This window comes from Larkinella soli (genome assembly GCF_003703975.1).
Classification (GTDB): Bacteria; Bacteroidota; Bacteroidia; order Cytophagales; family Spirosomataceae; genus Larkinella; species Larkinella soli.
Genome location: NZ_QTJY01000012.1, coordinates 99248 through 112749, shown reverse-complemented (window position 1 = coordinate 112749; position 13502 = coordinate 99248). Strand labels below are relative to the sequence as shown.

14 protein-coding genes are annotated in these 13502 nt (G+C 62.8%); 5 read left to right on the top strand and 9 right to left on the bottom strand.

The annotated features are described in order from the left end of the window. The first annotated feature begins 11 nt into the window (after positions 1 to 11). Together DX909_RS20125 and DX909_RS20120 are read left to right on the top strand one after the other, a co-directional pair. A complete protein-coding gene (locus DX909_RS20125) occupies positions 12 to 1274 on the top strand; it encodes a glycosyltransferase family 2 protein (RefSeq protein ID WP_128547013.1) in 1263 nt (420 codons plus the stop codon). A gap of 4 nt (positions 1275 to 1278) precedes the next feature. After that, positions 1279 to 2127 (top strand): glycosyltransferase, encoded by an 849-nt coding sequence (locus DX909_RS20120; protein WP_128547012.1) that lies wholly within the window; start codon positions 1279 to 1281, stop codon positions 2125 to 2127. On the opposite strand, the gene DX909_RS20115 is transcribed toward DX909_RS20120, so the two are convergent. The 4 genes from DX909_RS20115 to DX909_RS20100 form a co-directional block, all read right to left on the bottom strand. Continuing rightward, positions 2112 to 3119 (bottom strand): glycosyltransferase family 2 protein, encoded by a 1008-nt coding sequence (locus DX909_RS20115; protein WP_128547011.1) that lies wholly within the window; start codon positions 3117 to 3119, stop codon positions 2112 to 2114. The two genes, DX909_RS20120 and DX909_RS20115, sit on opposite strands and share 16 nt — an antisense overlap. A 101-nt stretch (positions 3120 to 3220) precedes the next feature. Then, complete coding sequence (locus DX909_RS20110; RefSeq protein ID WP_128547010.1) at positions 3221 to 3661, bottom strand: CsgE family curli-type amyloid fiber assembly protein; 441 nt, start codon at positions 3659 to 3661, stop codon at positions 3221 to 3223. Continuing rightward, the gene (locus DX909_RS20105) at positions 3658 to 4116 is read right to left on the bottom strand and encodes a hypothetical protein (RefSeq protein WP_128547009.1); all 459 of its coding nucleotides are present in this window, start codon (positions 4114 to 4116) and stop codon (positions 3658 to 3660) included. The genes DX909_RS20110 and DX909_RS20105 overlap by 4 nt, the downstream gene beginning before the upstream one ends. 61 nt (positions 4117 to 4177) lie before the next feature. Further along, positions 4178 to 5074 carry a hypothetical protein gene (locus tag DX909_RS20100; RefSeq protein ID WP_164851348.1) on the bottom strand — a complete coding sequence of 299 codons (897 nt, stop codon included), beginning with the start codon at positions 5072 to 5074 and terminating at the stop codon, positions 4178 to 4180. Positions 5075 to 5311: 237 nt separating this feature from the next. Between DX909_RS20100 and DX909_RS20095 the strand changes: the two genes are divergently transcribed. From DX909_RS20095 to DX909_RS20085, 3 genes are read left to right on the top strand one after another with little or no spacing between them, the layout of a single operon-like run. Next, positions 5312 to 6004 carry an RNA polymerase sigma factor gene (locus DX909_RS20095; RefSeq protein WP_164851347.1) on the top strand — a complete coding sequence of 231 codons (693 nt, stop codon included), beginning with the start codon at positions 5312 to 5314 and terminating at the stop codon, positions 6002 to 6004. Between the two features lie 4 nt (positions 6005 to 6008). Then, positions 6009 to 6803: a tetratricopeptide repeat protein gene (locus DX909_RS20090; protein ID WP_128547006.1), complete on the top strand. Its 795-nt coding sequence runs from the start codon at positions 6009 to 6011 to the stop codon at positions 6801 to 6803. 30 nt (positions 6804 to 6833) lie between these two features. Next, positions 6834 to 7670 (top strand): C1 family peptidase, encoded by an 837-nt coding sequence (locus DX909_RS20085; RefSeq protein WP_128547005.1) that lies wholly within the window; start codon positions 6834 to 6836, stop codon positions 7668 to 7670. 31 nt (positions 7671 to 7701) lie between these two features. Here the strand turns inward: DX909_RS20085 and DX909_RS20080 are convergent, their stop codons facing one another. The 5 genes from DX909_RS20080 to DX909_RS20060 are packed head-to-tail and all read right to left on the bottom strand — an operon-like array spanning position 7702 to position 13364. After that, the gene (locus tag DX909_RS20080) at positions 7702 to 9216 is read right to left on the bottom strand and encodes a DUF4384 domain-containing protein (RefSeq protein ID WP_128547004.1); all 1515 of its coding nucleotides are present in this window, start codon (positions 9214 to 9216) and stop codon (positions 7702 to 7704) included. A gap of 4 nt (positions 9217 to 9220) precedes the next feature. Next, positions 9221 to 10648: a caspase family protein gene (locus DX909_RS20075; RefSeq protein ID WP_128547003.1), complete on the bottom strand. Its 1428-nt coding sequence runs from the start codon at positions 10646 to 10648 to the stop codon at positions 9221 to 9223. Between the two features lie 4 nt (positions 10649 to 10652). Then, positions 10653 to 11786, bottom strand: coding sequence for a caspase family protein (locus DX909_RS20070; RefSeq protein WP_128547002.1), 1134 nt, complete (start codon positions 11784 to 11786; stop codon positions 10653 to 10655). A 22-nt stretch (positions 11787 to 11808) separates the two neighbouring features. Next, positions 11809 to 12570, bottom strand: coding sequence for a hypothetical protein (locus DX909_RS20065; RefSeq protein WP_128547001.1), 762 nt, complete (start codon positions 12568 to 12570; stop codon positions 11809 to 11811). A gap of 5 nt (positions 12571 to 12575) precedes the next feature. Further along, the gene (locus DX909_RS20060) at positions 12576 to 13364 is read right to left on the bottom strand and encodes a LamG domain-containing protein (protein ID WP_128547000.1); all 789 of its coding nucleotides are present in this window, start codon (positions 13362 to 13364) and stop codon (positions 12576 to 12578) included. Between the last annotated feature and the right edge of the window lie 138 nt (positions 13365 to 13502).

Below are 13502 nucleotides of genomic sequence, written 5' to 3'. Positions count from 1 at the left end.
TCGTTTTCGCTATGAAACCGCCCTTTGCCTATACGATCCGGCACCTCCGGCTGGACGACATTGCGAAACCTTTCGCCCTGGACCCGACGCCCGGCGCGGGCTGGTACCTGGTTTTCTGGTGGAAGAACCTTCCCCTGGCCCACCTGTACCTCGAACCCGGCGAGCCGGCCGACGAAGCCGCCGTCCTGAAGAAGGCGGTGCCCCTCCTGCGGCAGACCCTGCAAACCTATGCTCCCGACCGCCCGGCCCCGCCCGACGAAGCCGGGCCGGACCGCATCGGCCTGCACCGGGAACTGGAAGCGGTTCTGCGGCCCCGGAACGTGGAAACCCTGCCGTCCGAAGTGCCGGTGAGCGTGGTCCTCTGCACCCGCAACCGGGCCGCCCACCTGCGCCAGTGCCTGCGGTCGCTGCGGTCGCTCGACTGCCGGCCCGCCGAGATCGTGGTGGTCGACAACGCGCCCGTGGATGACAGCACCCGGGAGGTGGTCCGGGAGTTTCCCGGCGTGGTGTACTGCCGCGAACCACGTCCGGGGCTGGACATCGCCCGCAATACCGGCTATCGCCACGCCCGCTCGCCGGTGGTGGCCTATACCGACGACGACGTGCAGGTGCATCCGCACTGGGTGTATCAGGTCTGGAAAAGTTTCAGGAACCCGGCCGTGGCGGCCATGACGGGGCTGGTCATCGCGGCCGAACTCCAGACGGAGGCCCAGCTGATTTTTGAAAAGCACTGGAGCTTCAACCGGGGGTATACGGACAAGTTTTATGACCAAACCTTCTTTGAAAACACGCTGCCGTTCGGGCCGCCGGTCTGGGAGATCGGGGCAGGAGCCAGCATGGCGTTCCGGCGCCGGGTGCTGGAAGCGGTAGGCGGTTTCGACGAGCGGCTCGACGTGGGCGCAGCCGGCTGCAACGGCGACTCGGAGATGTGGTTCCGGGTGCTGAACCAGGGTCATACCATCCATTACAACCCCCGGGCGGTGGCGTTTCATACCCACCGGCGCGAGCTGTCGGCCCTGAAGAACCAGTTGTTTCACTACATGAGGGGCCATACGGCCGCGGCCCTCGTTCAGCGGGAGGTAAACCGGCAGGCCGGCTACCTGCGGCACGTCTTCGTCGCCCTGCCGAAATATTATTACTGGCTGGTCCGGGAGGGATACCCGTCGTTTTCGTTTCGCCACCAGACGCTGGGCGAGGAGGCAAAGGGCATGCTTTCCGGCCTGCTGTTCTACCTGAGAAACCGAAAACGCCGGCCCGACCGCCGGGGAATCTGAAACGATGAAACTCAAGGGACTCATCGGGGCGCTGAAAGCCGGCCTGCGTATCTCCCTCTACCGGCTGAGGGGTGACCCGCCTTTGGTGACGGTGATCATTACCTCCTATAACCACGGCCATTTTCTGGCGAAGGCCATCGACAGCGTTCTGAACCAGGAGTGGGGGCCGCGCAGTACCCTGGAGAACTATAAAAATCCGGTGGAGATCGTAGTCGTGGACGACGGCTCGACCGACCATACCCGCCAGGTGGCGGAAAGCTATCCCGGCCTGCGGTATGTCTACCAGAAGAACCGGGGCCTGTCGGCCGCCCGCAACCGGGGCATCCGGGCAAGCCGCGGCAGGCTGCTGCTTTTTCTGGACGCCGACGACTGGCTGTATCCGAACGCCCTCGGCATCGGCGTCTATCTGATGGATCACCACCCCGACGTCGCCTTCGTGTCGGGCGGCCACGACAAGGTGGATTCCGAAGGGAACATTCTCTCAACCGTCAGCCGGAATGTGGAAGGCGATCACTATCAGCGGTTTCTGGAGGGAAATTACATCGGGATGCATGCCGCCGTCCTGTACCGGAAAAAGGTGTTCCGGACCGTCCGGTTCGACCCGAAGCTGAAAGCGGGGGAGGATTATGACGTCTATCTCCGGATTACCCGGCAGCATCCGGTGCTGCACCATTCGGACCGGGTGGCGGCTTACCGGATGCACCAGTCGAACATGTCGGCCGATCGGGAAATGATGCTCCGGACGGTGCTGGCCGTACTTTCGGCGCAGGAGCCTTTCCTGAAGAGCGAAGCCGAGCGGGCGGCCTTCCGGCAGGGGCAGACGGCCTGGACCGACTATTACCGGGGCCGGTAAAAACCGCCGGACCGCAGGTGATCGAGGGCCAGCCGGCCGTAGAGTTTCGCCACTTTCCAGTACAGATTCGGGTCGGTATGCAGCCTCAGGATTTCCCGCACCTGGGCGTTGACGCCCCGCGGGTTGTGGGTTTCCTGCCAGATTTGCCGGGCCACCTGAATGCTGTAGTGCGCCCAGATTCTCCGCGAACGGGCCAGAACTTCCTTTCTTTTATCGGGAGGAAGGTGGTTCTGAATGGCTTCCATCACGAACCGCAGATCGCGAAGATTCTGCCCCGACAGAATCTTTTCGCTCGAAATGGAGGTGCCGTGGACGCGGTATTCGGCCAGCGTCCGGGGGGAGTAGGCAACGGGAAAATGCCGGGCAATCCGGACCCACATCTCCCAGTCTTCGCCGTAGGTGACGCCATAAAAACCGCCCAGACGCTCGTAGACGGAACGCCGGACCACCATGCAGACGTACTGAAGCCGCTGGTGGGCGGCAATCCGGTCGAGCCAGCCCTCCAGCAGCCCGTCGGATTCCCGTTCCGAAGGTTCGTCGCCCAGCGGCCGGCCTTCGGGGTCGATGTGGCGGTAGCGGCAAAAGGCGGCCCCGGCTTCCGGAAACCGCCTGAACAATTCGTCAAGCTTTTCGTAAAAGCCGGGCAGCACCCGGTCGTCGCCGTGCAGCAGGTGAACCAGATGGCCCCGCGAGCGTTTCAGGCACGTCTCGAAGTTGCGCAGGCTGCCCACGTTCTGCTCCTGCCGGTAATACCCTACCCGGCCCCGGCCGATGCGTTCCACTAAGGCCCCCACGTCGGCGTCCGTGCTGGCATCGTCCACCACCTCGATCTGCATCTGCTCCGGCCCCGGGGCCTGCGACAGCACCGATGCCAGCGTTTCGTGCAGTTGTCCGGAACAATTATAGGCCGGAATCATCACCGACCAGCGCGGGCGGGAGACCGAGTCCGAAAGCGGCTCGATAAGGGGCGGAACAGAAGGAATCCGGTCCATGGGCGGTGCAGGATTTCGAATTTCGATGATTGTGCGTTGTCTGATAAAAACAGGTCGTTCGGATAAATGCCCGCAATTCTCGCGCCGGAATTTTCGTTCCTTCAGCCGGATTCACTTTCCTCCGGTTTTTCTACGCTTTCGAAATAAATTTTAATCTGTTCGGCAACCAGCCCGACGGCTTCGGCGGCTTCGCCCTCGAGGGCCTCATACCGGGCCGGCACGAACCGCTGCCAGACGGGCCGGTCGTCGAGGCTGATCCGGATCAGATTCCCCGTGCCGGGCGAAGGCAGCTCCTCGATGAGAAGGACCGCATCATCCGGTGGATGGCGCTCGACCGGTAGCGGGGTTTCGAGGGTGTCGGAATCAGCCTGCCGGGCCGACCAGTGTTTGAAGAACAGGTCGTAAAAATCGCGGCCGGTTTTGGTGCGGGTCTGGTCCAGCAGCAGAAAACCGTCGGTGGTTTCGGGCGCCGGTTCGGTCTGGGCGCTTGCCTGCGGGCGGGCCGCAAAGGCCAGAAGCAGGACAATCAGGACGGTTTTCATGGGTTCGGGCCGTTCTGGAGGTGCATCCGGATACCGCCCGACTGCTCGATCCGTAGTCCGGCGCCCCCCGCGGCCGTTCCGCCCGTCTGAAGCAGAAGGTTGCCGTTGCCCTGCTGAATCACCTCGACGGGGCCGCTCTCGCTGCCGCCCTGCCAGCGGGTGACGTTGTAGTCGCCCTGCTGGGTGAAGGCGTGAGGCTGGCCGGTCCTGCCCAGTTCGACTTCCAGCAGGTTATGATCGCCTTCCTGCCGCAGCCGGACCGGCGACCCGGCGGCCGGCGACCCGGCGGCTTCGGCCGAATACCGGAGTTGGTTGGCCTGGCCGCTCTGGATCAAAGTAAGTTCGGTAGAGATTCGGCCGTCGGGGTTGGGGGCGGTGGCCCGGAAGTATACCTCCGATTGGGCTTTGGCCGGGGCGGACAGGGCGATCAGGAGAAGAAACAGGTAGCGTTTCATGGTCATTTTCCGGGAAAGGCATAAAGGAGCCGGCTCCCGGTCCGGGAGCCGGCTTTTCGGTTCAGGGCAGCGGGCCCTGCGTTACGGTGGCGGAATTATTGTTGCCTCGTTGCATGAAATGCAGCGCGTTCGCGTTGCCGCTTTGGCTGAGGGTCAGGCTGTTGCCGTTACCGATCTGACCGGCGCTGTTGAACGAGTCGTAAATGGAAGCCGAAGAACCCATCCCGTCGAAGATGTTGCCGTTCCCTTCCTGCACGATGGTGGCCGTGTTGGAGGACCCTTCCTGCCAGAGTTTCGACACGTTGGCGGTTCCGGTCTGGGTGGTGGTGGCGCCGTTGTCGTTGCCGGACCACTGGTTCACGAGGGCCTGGTTGTTCTCGCCGGTCTGGACAGTGATCACTTCGTTGCTGCTTCCTCCGTTGGTGAAGATGTTGGCCTGGTTTTCATTTCCCGACTGCTGCACCGACCCCTGGTTGGATGACCCGAAGTTGGAGTAAACCTCGGCATAGTTGTCGTTGCCGGTCTGGACCACGGTTTCGGTGTTTCCCGAACCGGCTCCGGTGGCCACGGCGGCCCCGTAGTTGCCGTTGCCGGTCTGGGTCACCGAAGACTTGCTGTTGGAGACGATGTCGGTCACGGCTCCGGCGATGTTGTTATTCCCCGTCTGGACGATGGCGGCTTCGTTCCCGGAATAGTAATAATTCGTCAGGAAGGCCTGGTTGCCGTCGCCGGTGGTGGAGATGGTCCCTTTCTGATGGTCACCATGCTGATAGAAGTACGTCTGGTTGTTGTTGCCCGTCACGGTGACCGTGCCCTGGTTGTTGCTGCCGAGCTGGGTGATCGGGTCGTAGGGAAGGGTGTTGCCGTTGCCGGTCTGGCTGACCGACAGGGTGTTGGACTGGGCCAGCGCGCAGTGGACAAAGGCCAGAGCCAGGGCGGAGAGTGTTGCTTTCTTCATAATCATAAAAATTTAAGGTGAAACATACCGGCCGCCCGACGAGGACGGCTCCGGCTGTCTATCACCGAAAGGTCGGGCAGGTTAACACCGGTATTTGAAACCGAAGAAAAAAAGCCCGAATTCGTTCGGTTTTGGTAACCACCGGCCGGATCCGGAGATGGACAGATACAACCGCATTGATTTTTGGTTGATAAATCCTTACCTATGCTTAGGTATAGTGCTTGTAAACACAAGGATATGGCTACGGACGCAGAGAATCCCTGCCGTCATTTCGACCAGGACGCACAGGAATTGTATCGGGCGCTGCTGGCGGATCAGCAGCGGGCCTGGGAGTGTCTTTACCTGAAAGCCTACCGGGTTTTTGTGCCGTATGCCTGCCGGCGCAGTTCGATATCTACCGACGATGCGCTGGATATTCTCCAGGAGGGCCTGGTCGATTTTTCGGTGAAGCTGAAAACCGGCCGGTATGTCTTTCAGGGCAAAGCCGTCACGGCCTACCTCTTTACGGTGTGCCGCAACCGCTGGATCAGTTTCCTGAAAAAGAATAACCTCCGGAAGGTCGAACTGAATGCCGAAACGACGGCCGACGAAGAAGACCTGTTCGGGTCCGGGCCGGAAGACGAACGAACCTTTCGGTTTGCCGACGACTTCGGAGAGGCCCCGGCGACCGACGACGATCCACCCGCCGGGCCGGCCTCCGACCGCGACCCGATCTGGGAGGAAAGCGAGGTGGACTGGGAGGCCGTCGGGCGGGCCTTCAGGGAGGTCGGCGAAGATTGCCGCACCATGCTCCACTGTTTTTACGTGGAGGAAAAATCGCTGGGCGAATGCGGAGGCCGCATCGGTCTGCAGGAAAATTCGGCGAAGGTGAAGCGGTTTCGCTGTGCGCAGCGCATGAAAGCATTATACACCCAATATAAACGGGACTGACGGGATGGAGCTATCCGATGAACTTCTGGAGCAGATGGGGGCCTACCTGTCCGGGCGGATGACGGCCCCCGAAAAGGCGGCCTTTGAAGACCGCCTTCGCACCGACTCCGCCCTCCGCGACGAAGTAGCCGTCCAGCGGGAAATCAAGGAGGGCCTGACCCGGATCGCCCAAAAAGAGCGGTTCCGGCAGATGCACGCGGACCTGGAAAAGCGCGGGCTGCTCGACCCGATAGCGGCCGGAACGGCGCCACCCGCCGGGGAGGAACCGGCGCCCGGAGAAGGACGGGTGCTGCCGATGCCCGGCCGGTCGAGGGTTTTCGGCCGGGACTGGACCTATTTTGCGGCCGCGGCCGTCCTGCTGCTGGTGGTGAGCCTCGGCTGGCTGATGTTCCGCAACTGGGACGAAAACCGGCTTCGGGCCTCGCGCAACGAACAATTGTTTACGGCTTATTTTTCCCCCCGGCCGAAGGTCCGACCCCCGGTGGTGAACGACCCGGACCGGGTGGCGGCTCCGGCCGGAGCCGATCAGGCCGCCCGCGATTCGGTCCGGCTGGAACGGGCGGTCAGCCTCCTGCGCGGGCCGCAGCCAGTGGCCGCAGCGGAAGCGTTGCGGCCGCTGGCCGAAGGAACCCCCGGACACTGGACCGCCGGCGCACAGTGGTACCTGGCGCTGGCTTACCTGAAAGCCGGTCGCCGGAACGAAGCCCTGCCGGTACTGGAACGTATCGCCGGGCTGAACGGGCATCCGTACCAGCGGGAAGCCCGGCGGCTGCTGAACGATTTGCAAAACGAAGAATGATCCCCGTCGCATCCTGTCTCCTTCCGCCCGATGAACCTCCTTCCGCTGACCGGTTTTCTGCTCCTGCTGCTGGCCTTACCCGCTGCTGCCCAGACGGTTGTCAACCCGGGAATGCTGCTGGACGACGAGACCTACGAACAGCTGCCGTACCCCGAGATCGTTCCCAAGGCGAAGCTGCCGGTACGGGTTTCGTATGAAGCGTTTTGCCCCTCGGTCCGGGAGCAGGGTTCGTACGGCACCTGCGTCGGTTTCGCCTGCGGCTATTACCTCCGGACGATCCTGGAAGCCCGCAGCCGCCGGCTCAGGGGCAGAGCCCTGGTCGACCGGATGGCTTTCTCGCCGGGGTATTTGTACGAAAAGGCCAAAGCGGAAGGCGATTATGCCTGTGCGCAGGGCGTGTACCTTTCCCGGGCGCTGGAAGTGCTGAAAGAGGTAGGAGTAGTACCTCTCTCCCGCTTTCCGTATCCCTCCTGCGGGCAGAAGACCACCCCGGCCGATGCCGTAGCCGCCCGCTTCCGGATCACCGGTTTCGAACGGCTGTTCAGCGTCCGCGACGACGCAGCGACCAAGATCTACAACCTCCGGCGGACGCTGGCCGAGAGCGGCCCGGTGGTCGTCGGCATGGTGGTGCCCGAGTCGTTTCTCCTGACCATCGACCCGAAGTGGAGCCCGGCCCCCGGCGACGACCCCGCCGACCGGCGGCTGCGGGGCCATGCCCTCTGCGTAGTCGGCTACGACGACCGGCTGTACGGCGGGGCGTTTCGGGTGGTCAACAGTTTCGGGAAAGGCTGGGCGGAAAACGGTTACTGCTGGATCGGCTACCGCGATCTCGCCCGATTCACGCGTTACGGATACCGGGTCAACTGAGGGCCGGATGGTCGCTGCCGTAAGCCGGGGCTTATTTCAATCCCGTTACCGCCTTCTCCCGGGTGGTAATCTGAATCCGGTCCTCGGCCACGTCGCGTTTCGGGCGGGTGCAGCGGACGGCTTCGATCAGGGCGGGCATCGACCCGACCAGCACCGTGTACCCCCCTTCGTTCCGGGCATAGAACGGCGGTTTCGGCTGCGTCGGCAGGGGGCAGAACGGCACTTCCGCGGCATAGGCCAGCAGGTATTCCACCCCGAAGGGAGCCGAACAGATGAACGAAACGTCGGGCGCGATCCGCACGAACCGGTTTTCCTGACCCGGTTTGATTTCAAAATCGTTTTCCAGCAGCGTTCGTGTGCCGTCTGCCAGCACATACACCAGCCGCAGGTGACAGGGCCGGTCGGCCCGAACCTCCACGAACATCCGGTCGTCCTGCCAGTATTCCGGCCGGCTGCGGCCGCGGTCGGTCCGGATCTCCAGCTTCAGGGCCATCGGTCGGGAAGGGGCGTGCTGCCGGAGCGTGTCCTGCATCGCCACCGCCTGCGCATACAGGTCGGGTTTGAGCTTGAGATTCAGTGCGTTGAGCCGGGAAAGCGGCAGGTCGGCGTTTGAGATGGTCGCCAGCACCCGGTCCGTGGTCGGGTCCACCAGTTCGGCCACCAGCCGGAGGGACGTGCCGTCTTCCTGATACTGTCCCCGCAGCGTCAGGCGGTTTTCCGGCGCACCGGCCGCCGACCAGACCGTTACGTTCAGCTGCCGCTGCATCCCCGCGCTCAGCATGGCAAACACCTGGTCCGAAAGGGCGTCGGTAATGCCGCAGTTGCGGTACGTGAACCGTTCCAGCAGGAGGTGTTCGGTGCCGGCCGGGAGGGCGGTTTTCAGTACGGCCGCGAGGTTCGCCAGCACGGTGGCCAGGTCGGGGCCGTCGGAGGGGGCGGGTTCGGCGTCGGGACGGGTCAGGGTGAAGGCCGTGGGCGGCCACGACTCCACGCGGCTGATTCCGGCAATTCGAAACGTATGAAACCCGTTCAGACGCGGATCATGCTGAAACCGGACCCGGAACTCCGTCAGATTCCGAAACCGGAACGGCCGGGCCTTCCGGTCGGTGCCCGACAGGTGTTTTTCGAGATACAGGCTGAGATACGGTGTACCGTCGGCGGTTTGCCGGAGGGCGTAGCGGGCCTCCTTCAGGTCCAGTTGAGTAATTACCGGCCGGCCACCTGAAAAAATACGGCAGTCCTTCACGTATTCCTCCACGGTGGTATAGGGGTCAGGCGGGTTCCGGAACTCATTGAATACCAATACGTCGCGGCTGTAAAAGGCGTCCCGGAGCAGGCCGTCGAGCTGGTTCTGAAGGGCCTCGAACGGCTGACCGGCTTCATAATGGGCCAGGATTTCGAAATTGGGAAGAAACCGGTCCCGGACCAGTTTTCGCGCGCCCTCGGCAATCCGGATGCGGTCGGCCTCCGAAAATGGCTGGGCCGTTCCGATGACCGGGGCCGTCAGCCCGACCATCAGCAGGATTCCGGTCAGAAGTTTCTTCATGCGTTCACGGCGACGTTCGGGCGGTCGTTTCGGCCAGACGCACGTCGCCCAGTAGCACCGTCCAGCGGTTTTCCTCAAAGAAGGGGTCTTCCCGCCGTCGCAGATCGACCTCCATCTGCTTGGCAGTTTTGGCGCCGTACATAACCTGACCCTTCTGATTATAGCCCTGAAACCGCTGGAAATAGGTGGCGGTAGTGAGATAGCCCCCGCCGGTTTCGGCCCAGTCTCCCACCAGGGCGAGGTCGTAGAAGGAGATGCGGATGTCGAAATATTTCTTTTCCAGGTTCCGGAGCCGGCGCAGGTAGATTTCCAGCGGATAGGCCCGGACGGCCGTTTTCGGATGCGTCGAGCCTACCTGCATCGTAGCGCCGGGAACGAACAGCTTCAGGGCGTTTTCGAGCGCCAGTTCGCGAATATTGTCCTGCTGGTCGGGGTCGGCCACGATGGTGAGGTATTTCTGAAACTCCCCGACTTTCTGCCGGGTCAGTTCGCGAAAATCGGCCAGCTGGCGGGCCGACAGACGGTTTTCCTCCACCAGGAGCCGGCCGTCGACGGGCAGGGGGCGCTCCGCTCCGGATAGGTCGGCCATCGTGATCCGCCCGCCCGGAGAACCGGTCGGTTTCAGGTTAAGCTGGTAGATCGACTGCCGGGTGCGGGTGGCAGGATGCGCGGCAAACCGGGTCTGCACCTCGCGCAGGAGGGCGTTCCAGGTCAGGCCGGCGGGTTTCCGGCCGGTCGCGTCCAGAACGTCGTCGAAAGCCCGGGTATAAAAGCTGCCTGAATCGGGGTGGGCATAGGCCTGCTGCGGAGGCCGGCTGCTGGCAATCAGCACGTCGCCGGCGGTTTCCAGCAGGAGCCGGCGGTAGGTCGCCTTCAGGGAGTCGTCGCTCAGGACGACCGGTTTGGGCGGCAGCCGTTTCCGGTTTTTCGCCCGCATCCCGCCGATGAGGTCATTGCAGCAGTCGGCCAGGGTGATGCACAGCCGTGCCCTGCTTGTTTTCAGCCGGTCATGGATGGCGAGGAGGGCGGGATTTCGGGCGGCCCCGTCGGGGTCCTTCGCCAGCATCAGGAGCGGAAACCGGTCGGAGCGGTCTTTCAGGTTGTAACCGTGGCCGGAATAATACAGGAATACGACGTCGTGGGGGCCGGGGTTCAGGTTGTCCAGCACCCGGTCGAGTTCCGGACGCCCGAACCGGTCGTCGGCCAGCGTCAGTTCGCGGAGCCGGTAGCCGAGGGCGTCCGCCATCTGCACGAACTGCCGGTGCATCAGGCTCAGGTCGCGTTCGCAGGCCGAACTCAGGATCGAATCCTGCGTATCGGCGATCAGGATGCCGTGAAACGTCTGGGCGTTAGTCTGGTGGCCGGGCAGGAAACCAAGCAGGAAAGCCGCGGCAACCAGCGGCCGGACCGGCGTCAGGAAGGCGGTTTTCATAGGCTCAGTCGGTTCGGAAGTAGAATTTGCCCCGCAGCCTCCCTTCGATGTAAGGCCGCTGCCGGTAGCCGCGGGCCTCCAGCCCCTGCTCGATTCGCTCCACCAGTTCGATCAGGTCGACGTTGGGTTCGCCCATGTGCCGCACCAGTTCGCTGGTAAACAGGCCGTTCTTCTCGTTGCCGTCGTAGGCCGGTTTGCCCGGTTCGGTGGCATACACCACCATCGTCCCATATGGGGGCTGGACGGACTCGTACACCTTGCCGCCGGCCCCCCGATACCACGACCGGTACGGATTGTCGCGGCAGGCATCCCAAAAAATGAGGTTCGAACCGCCTTCGTTGGCGTATTCCATCCGGTCGATGAGCCGGCGCAGGGCATAGCACTCCCACTCGACTTCCGGCTCGTCGGCCGGGTTGGCGTCGACCGGCTGCATGTAGTTCTGCCCCCGGACCATCAGCCCGTGACCGGCGTAATAGACCAGCCCGACGCTCTGCCCGCCCAGTTGCGGCAGGAATGTATCGAATACGTCATTCATGGCCCGCAGCGACAGATTCTCCCGGTACATGACCGTAAACCCGAGGCTTTCCAGTTTTTCCCGGACAGCCCGGCCGTCGTTCACCGGGTTGGTAAGCGGATGTCTCGAATAATTTCCGTTTGCGATGATCAGCGCGACCCGTTTCTGACCCGTGGATTTGGCGGTAGGAGCGCCGATTCCCGGGGCGCCGGCCGTCGGCAGGTAGTGGATGAGCCGGGTTTCGGAAGTTGCCGTTCCGGCCATGCCTGAGACGGTGACGTACAGCTCATTCGGGCCGGGCTGGAGCGGAATTTCGGTGGAAACCTCCCGGCAGTTGCCCCGTTTGAAGCCCCGCTCAGGACTCCCCACGGTTTGCCCGTTCCGGACGAACCGGATCGTGGCGGTCGAGTCGGCCGGCTGAATACAGACCGTTGCGCGGAATGCCGCCTGTTTCTGAGTCAGTTGCCGTACCTGGGGCACCAGCCAGAGAATGGAGGAAGACCCGGCGGCCGATCGGGTTATCGACACCCATTCGCTCCGGGCGGAGACCGGTTTTCGGGGCTGACCGGTTGCGTTCAGGGCCGCCAGCAGGGCCGTCATCCAAAGCCATAGGAAGGGTTTCATGGTCGTATCGGGTTGAACAGGTTCAGAATCGCCACTGGTAACCGATCACCGGGGTGCGGCCGATCAGGTCGGCGACGATCCGCCCCTGCGTATGTTTTCGGTTTTTATATCCTTTTAAAGCCGTATAGGTTACATCGGCCGCCCAGACCAGCGCGGCCGCCCGCGTCGCAATCAGGTAGCGGTGCCGGTGCCGGGCCGATTTCTGGTAATACGGTTCGGCCGTCGGTGCGTCGGGCTGTTGCTGATACAGGGCATACTGGTCACGGGAGCGGCTGCGCTGCACCAGTCCGTAAGTAAGCATCCCGCCGAAAGCCACGGTGATGAGGGGCCGCAGGCCCACTTTCCGGCCCGGCTGCACCCGGATGTTGCCCAGCCCCGGCACCAGGGCCGACAGCAGGGCGTTGGCCGGCCCACCCCCGACGGCCCGCTCCGAGCGGTTCGACGGAATGACGACCACCGTTACCCGGATTTCTTCGTCGATCCGGACGCCGTCCAGTCGGTAATCCCAGTAGATCGTTTTGTTTTCGCCCGGCGGAACGCCTTTTCCGACATCGCCCGTCACGGTTTTCGGGCTGAAGAACCCTCCGCTCCGGCGTTCCACCCTGATGGAAACCGAATCCTGCGGGCCGATGCCCGCGACGTCGTACTGCACCTTCACCCGTTCCTCGTTCACCTCGACCCGGAGGTTGGAAATCACCGGGTCCGAACCGCCCGACGGCTGGCCGTACAGGGCGGCCGCCGTCAGAAGGAGCAGGCCGGTAAGCAGGAGGGCGGTTGTTCTCATGATCGTTACAGTCTCATCAGGGCCTGGATTTCGGCTTCAGAAAGCGCGCGGTTGTAGATGCGGATTTCGTCGAGGCCCCCGTTGAACGCGTTGACGTCGCCCGCATGGGCTACCCCGAAATGCAGGTCGCTCCCCGGGCAGTTGTCGATGGGCGCGTCGGGAAGGGAGTCCAGACTGCGGACCAGAACACCGTCGAGGTACACCTTCCCGGACTTTCCCGAAAAGACGGTGGTCAGATGGTGCCACTGGTTCATGGCCAGGGGCGTGGAGGTGCTGTATTTTACTTCGGTATACGCTTCGGTTCTGTCGCAGAAGCCGTCCTGCCGGACATCGGCGATCAGGTCATACCCCGAGCCGGTGAGGGGCCGCAGCTTGGCGCTGAACATCTGGTTCTGGTTGTCGATGTAACTGGCCTTGTAATAGATATGACTGGTGGACGTAAGGCTTCGGGGGCAGATCCACAGACTGATCGACAGCGCGGGCGGGCGGAGGGCCGCCCGGTCGGCGACCTCGAAGGAATCGTCGATGCCGTCGAGCCACAGGGCCGCATTCGCTTTCTGACTGCGGTCCGGACCGGTGCGGGCTTCCCGCCCGAAAGCCCCATGGAAATTATTTCCGCTGACGTCCTCCGGATTGCCGTTGAACGGATAGTAGGCCACCAGTCCGTTCGACAGGTTCTGCGTGCTGAACTCCCGGCGGGGCGGGTCCCAGCTTTCGCAGGCCGAAACCGCTATGACCGTTAATAACCAGGCACATAGTCTTGACGGGGGCTGATCGGAGATGCATACTTTCATGAACGGGCAGATACAGAGACCATTTTCGGAAACGAAATACAAATTAGTGGAAAATACCTATTTTATCTGCATTCCGGTCAATTTTTTCGTTATCGGAAGCTGCGGGCTCAGGAACCCGCAAAAAGATACCGCCCCTAT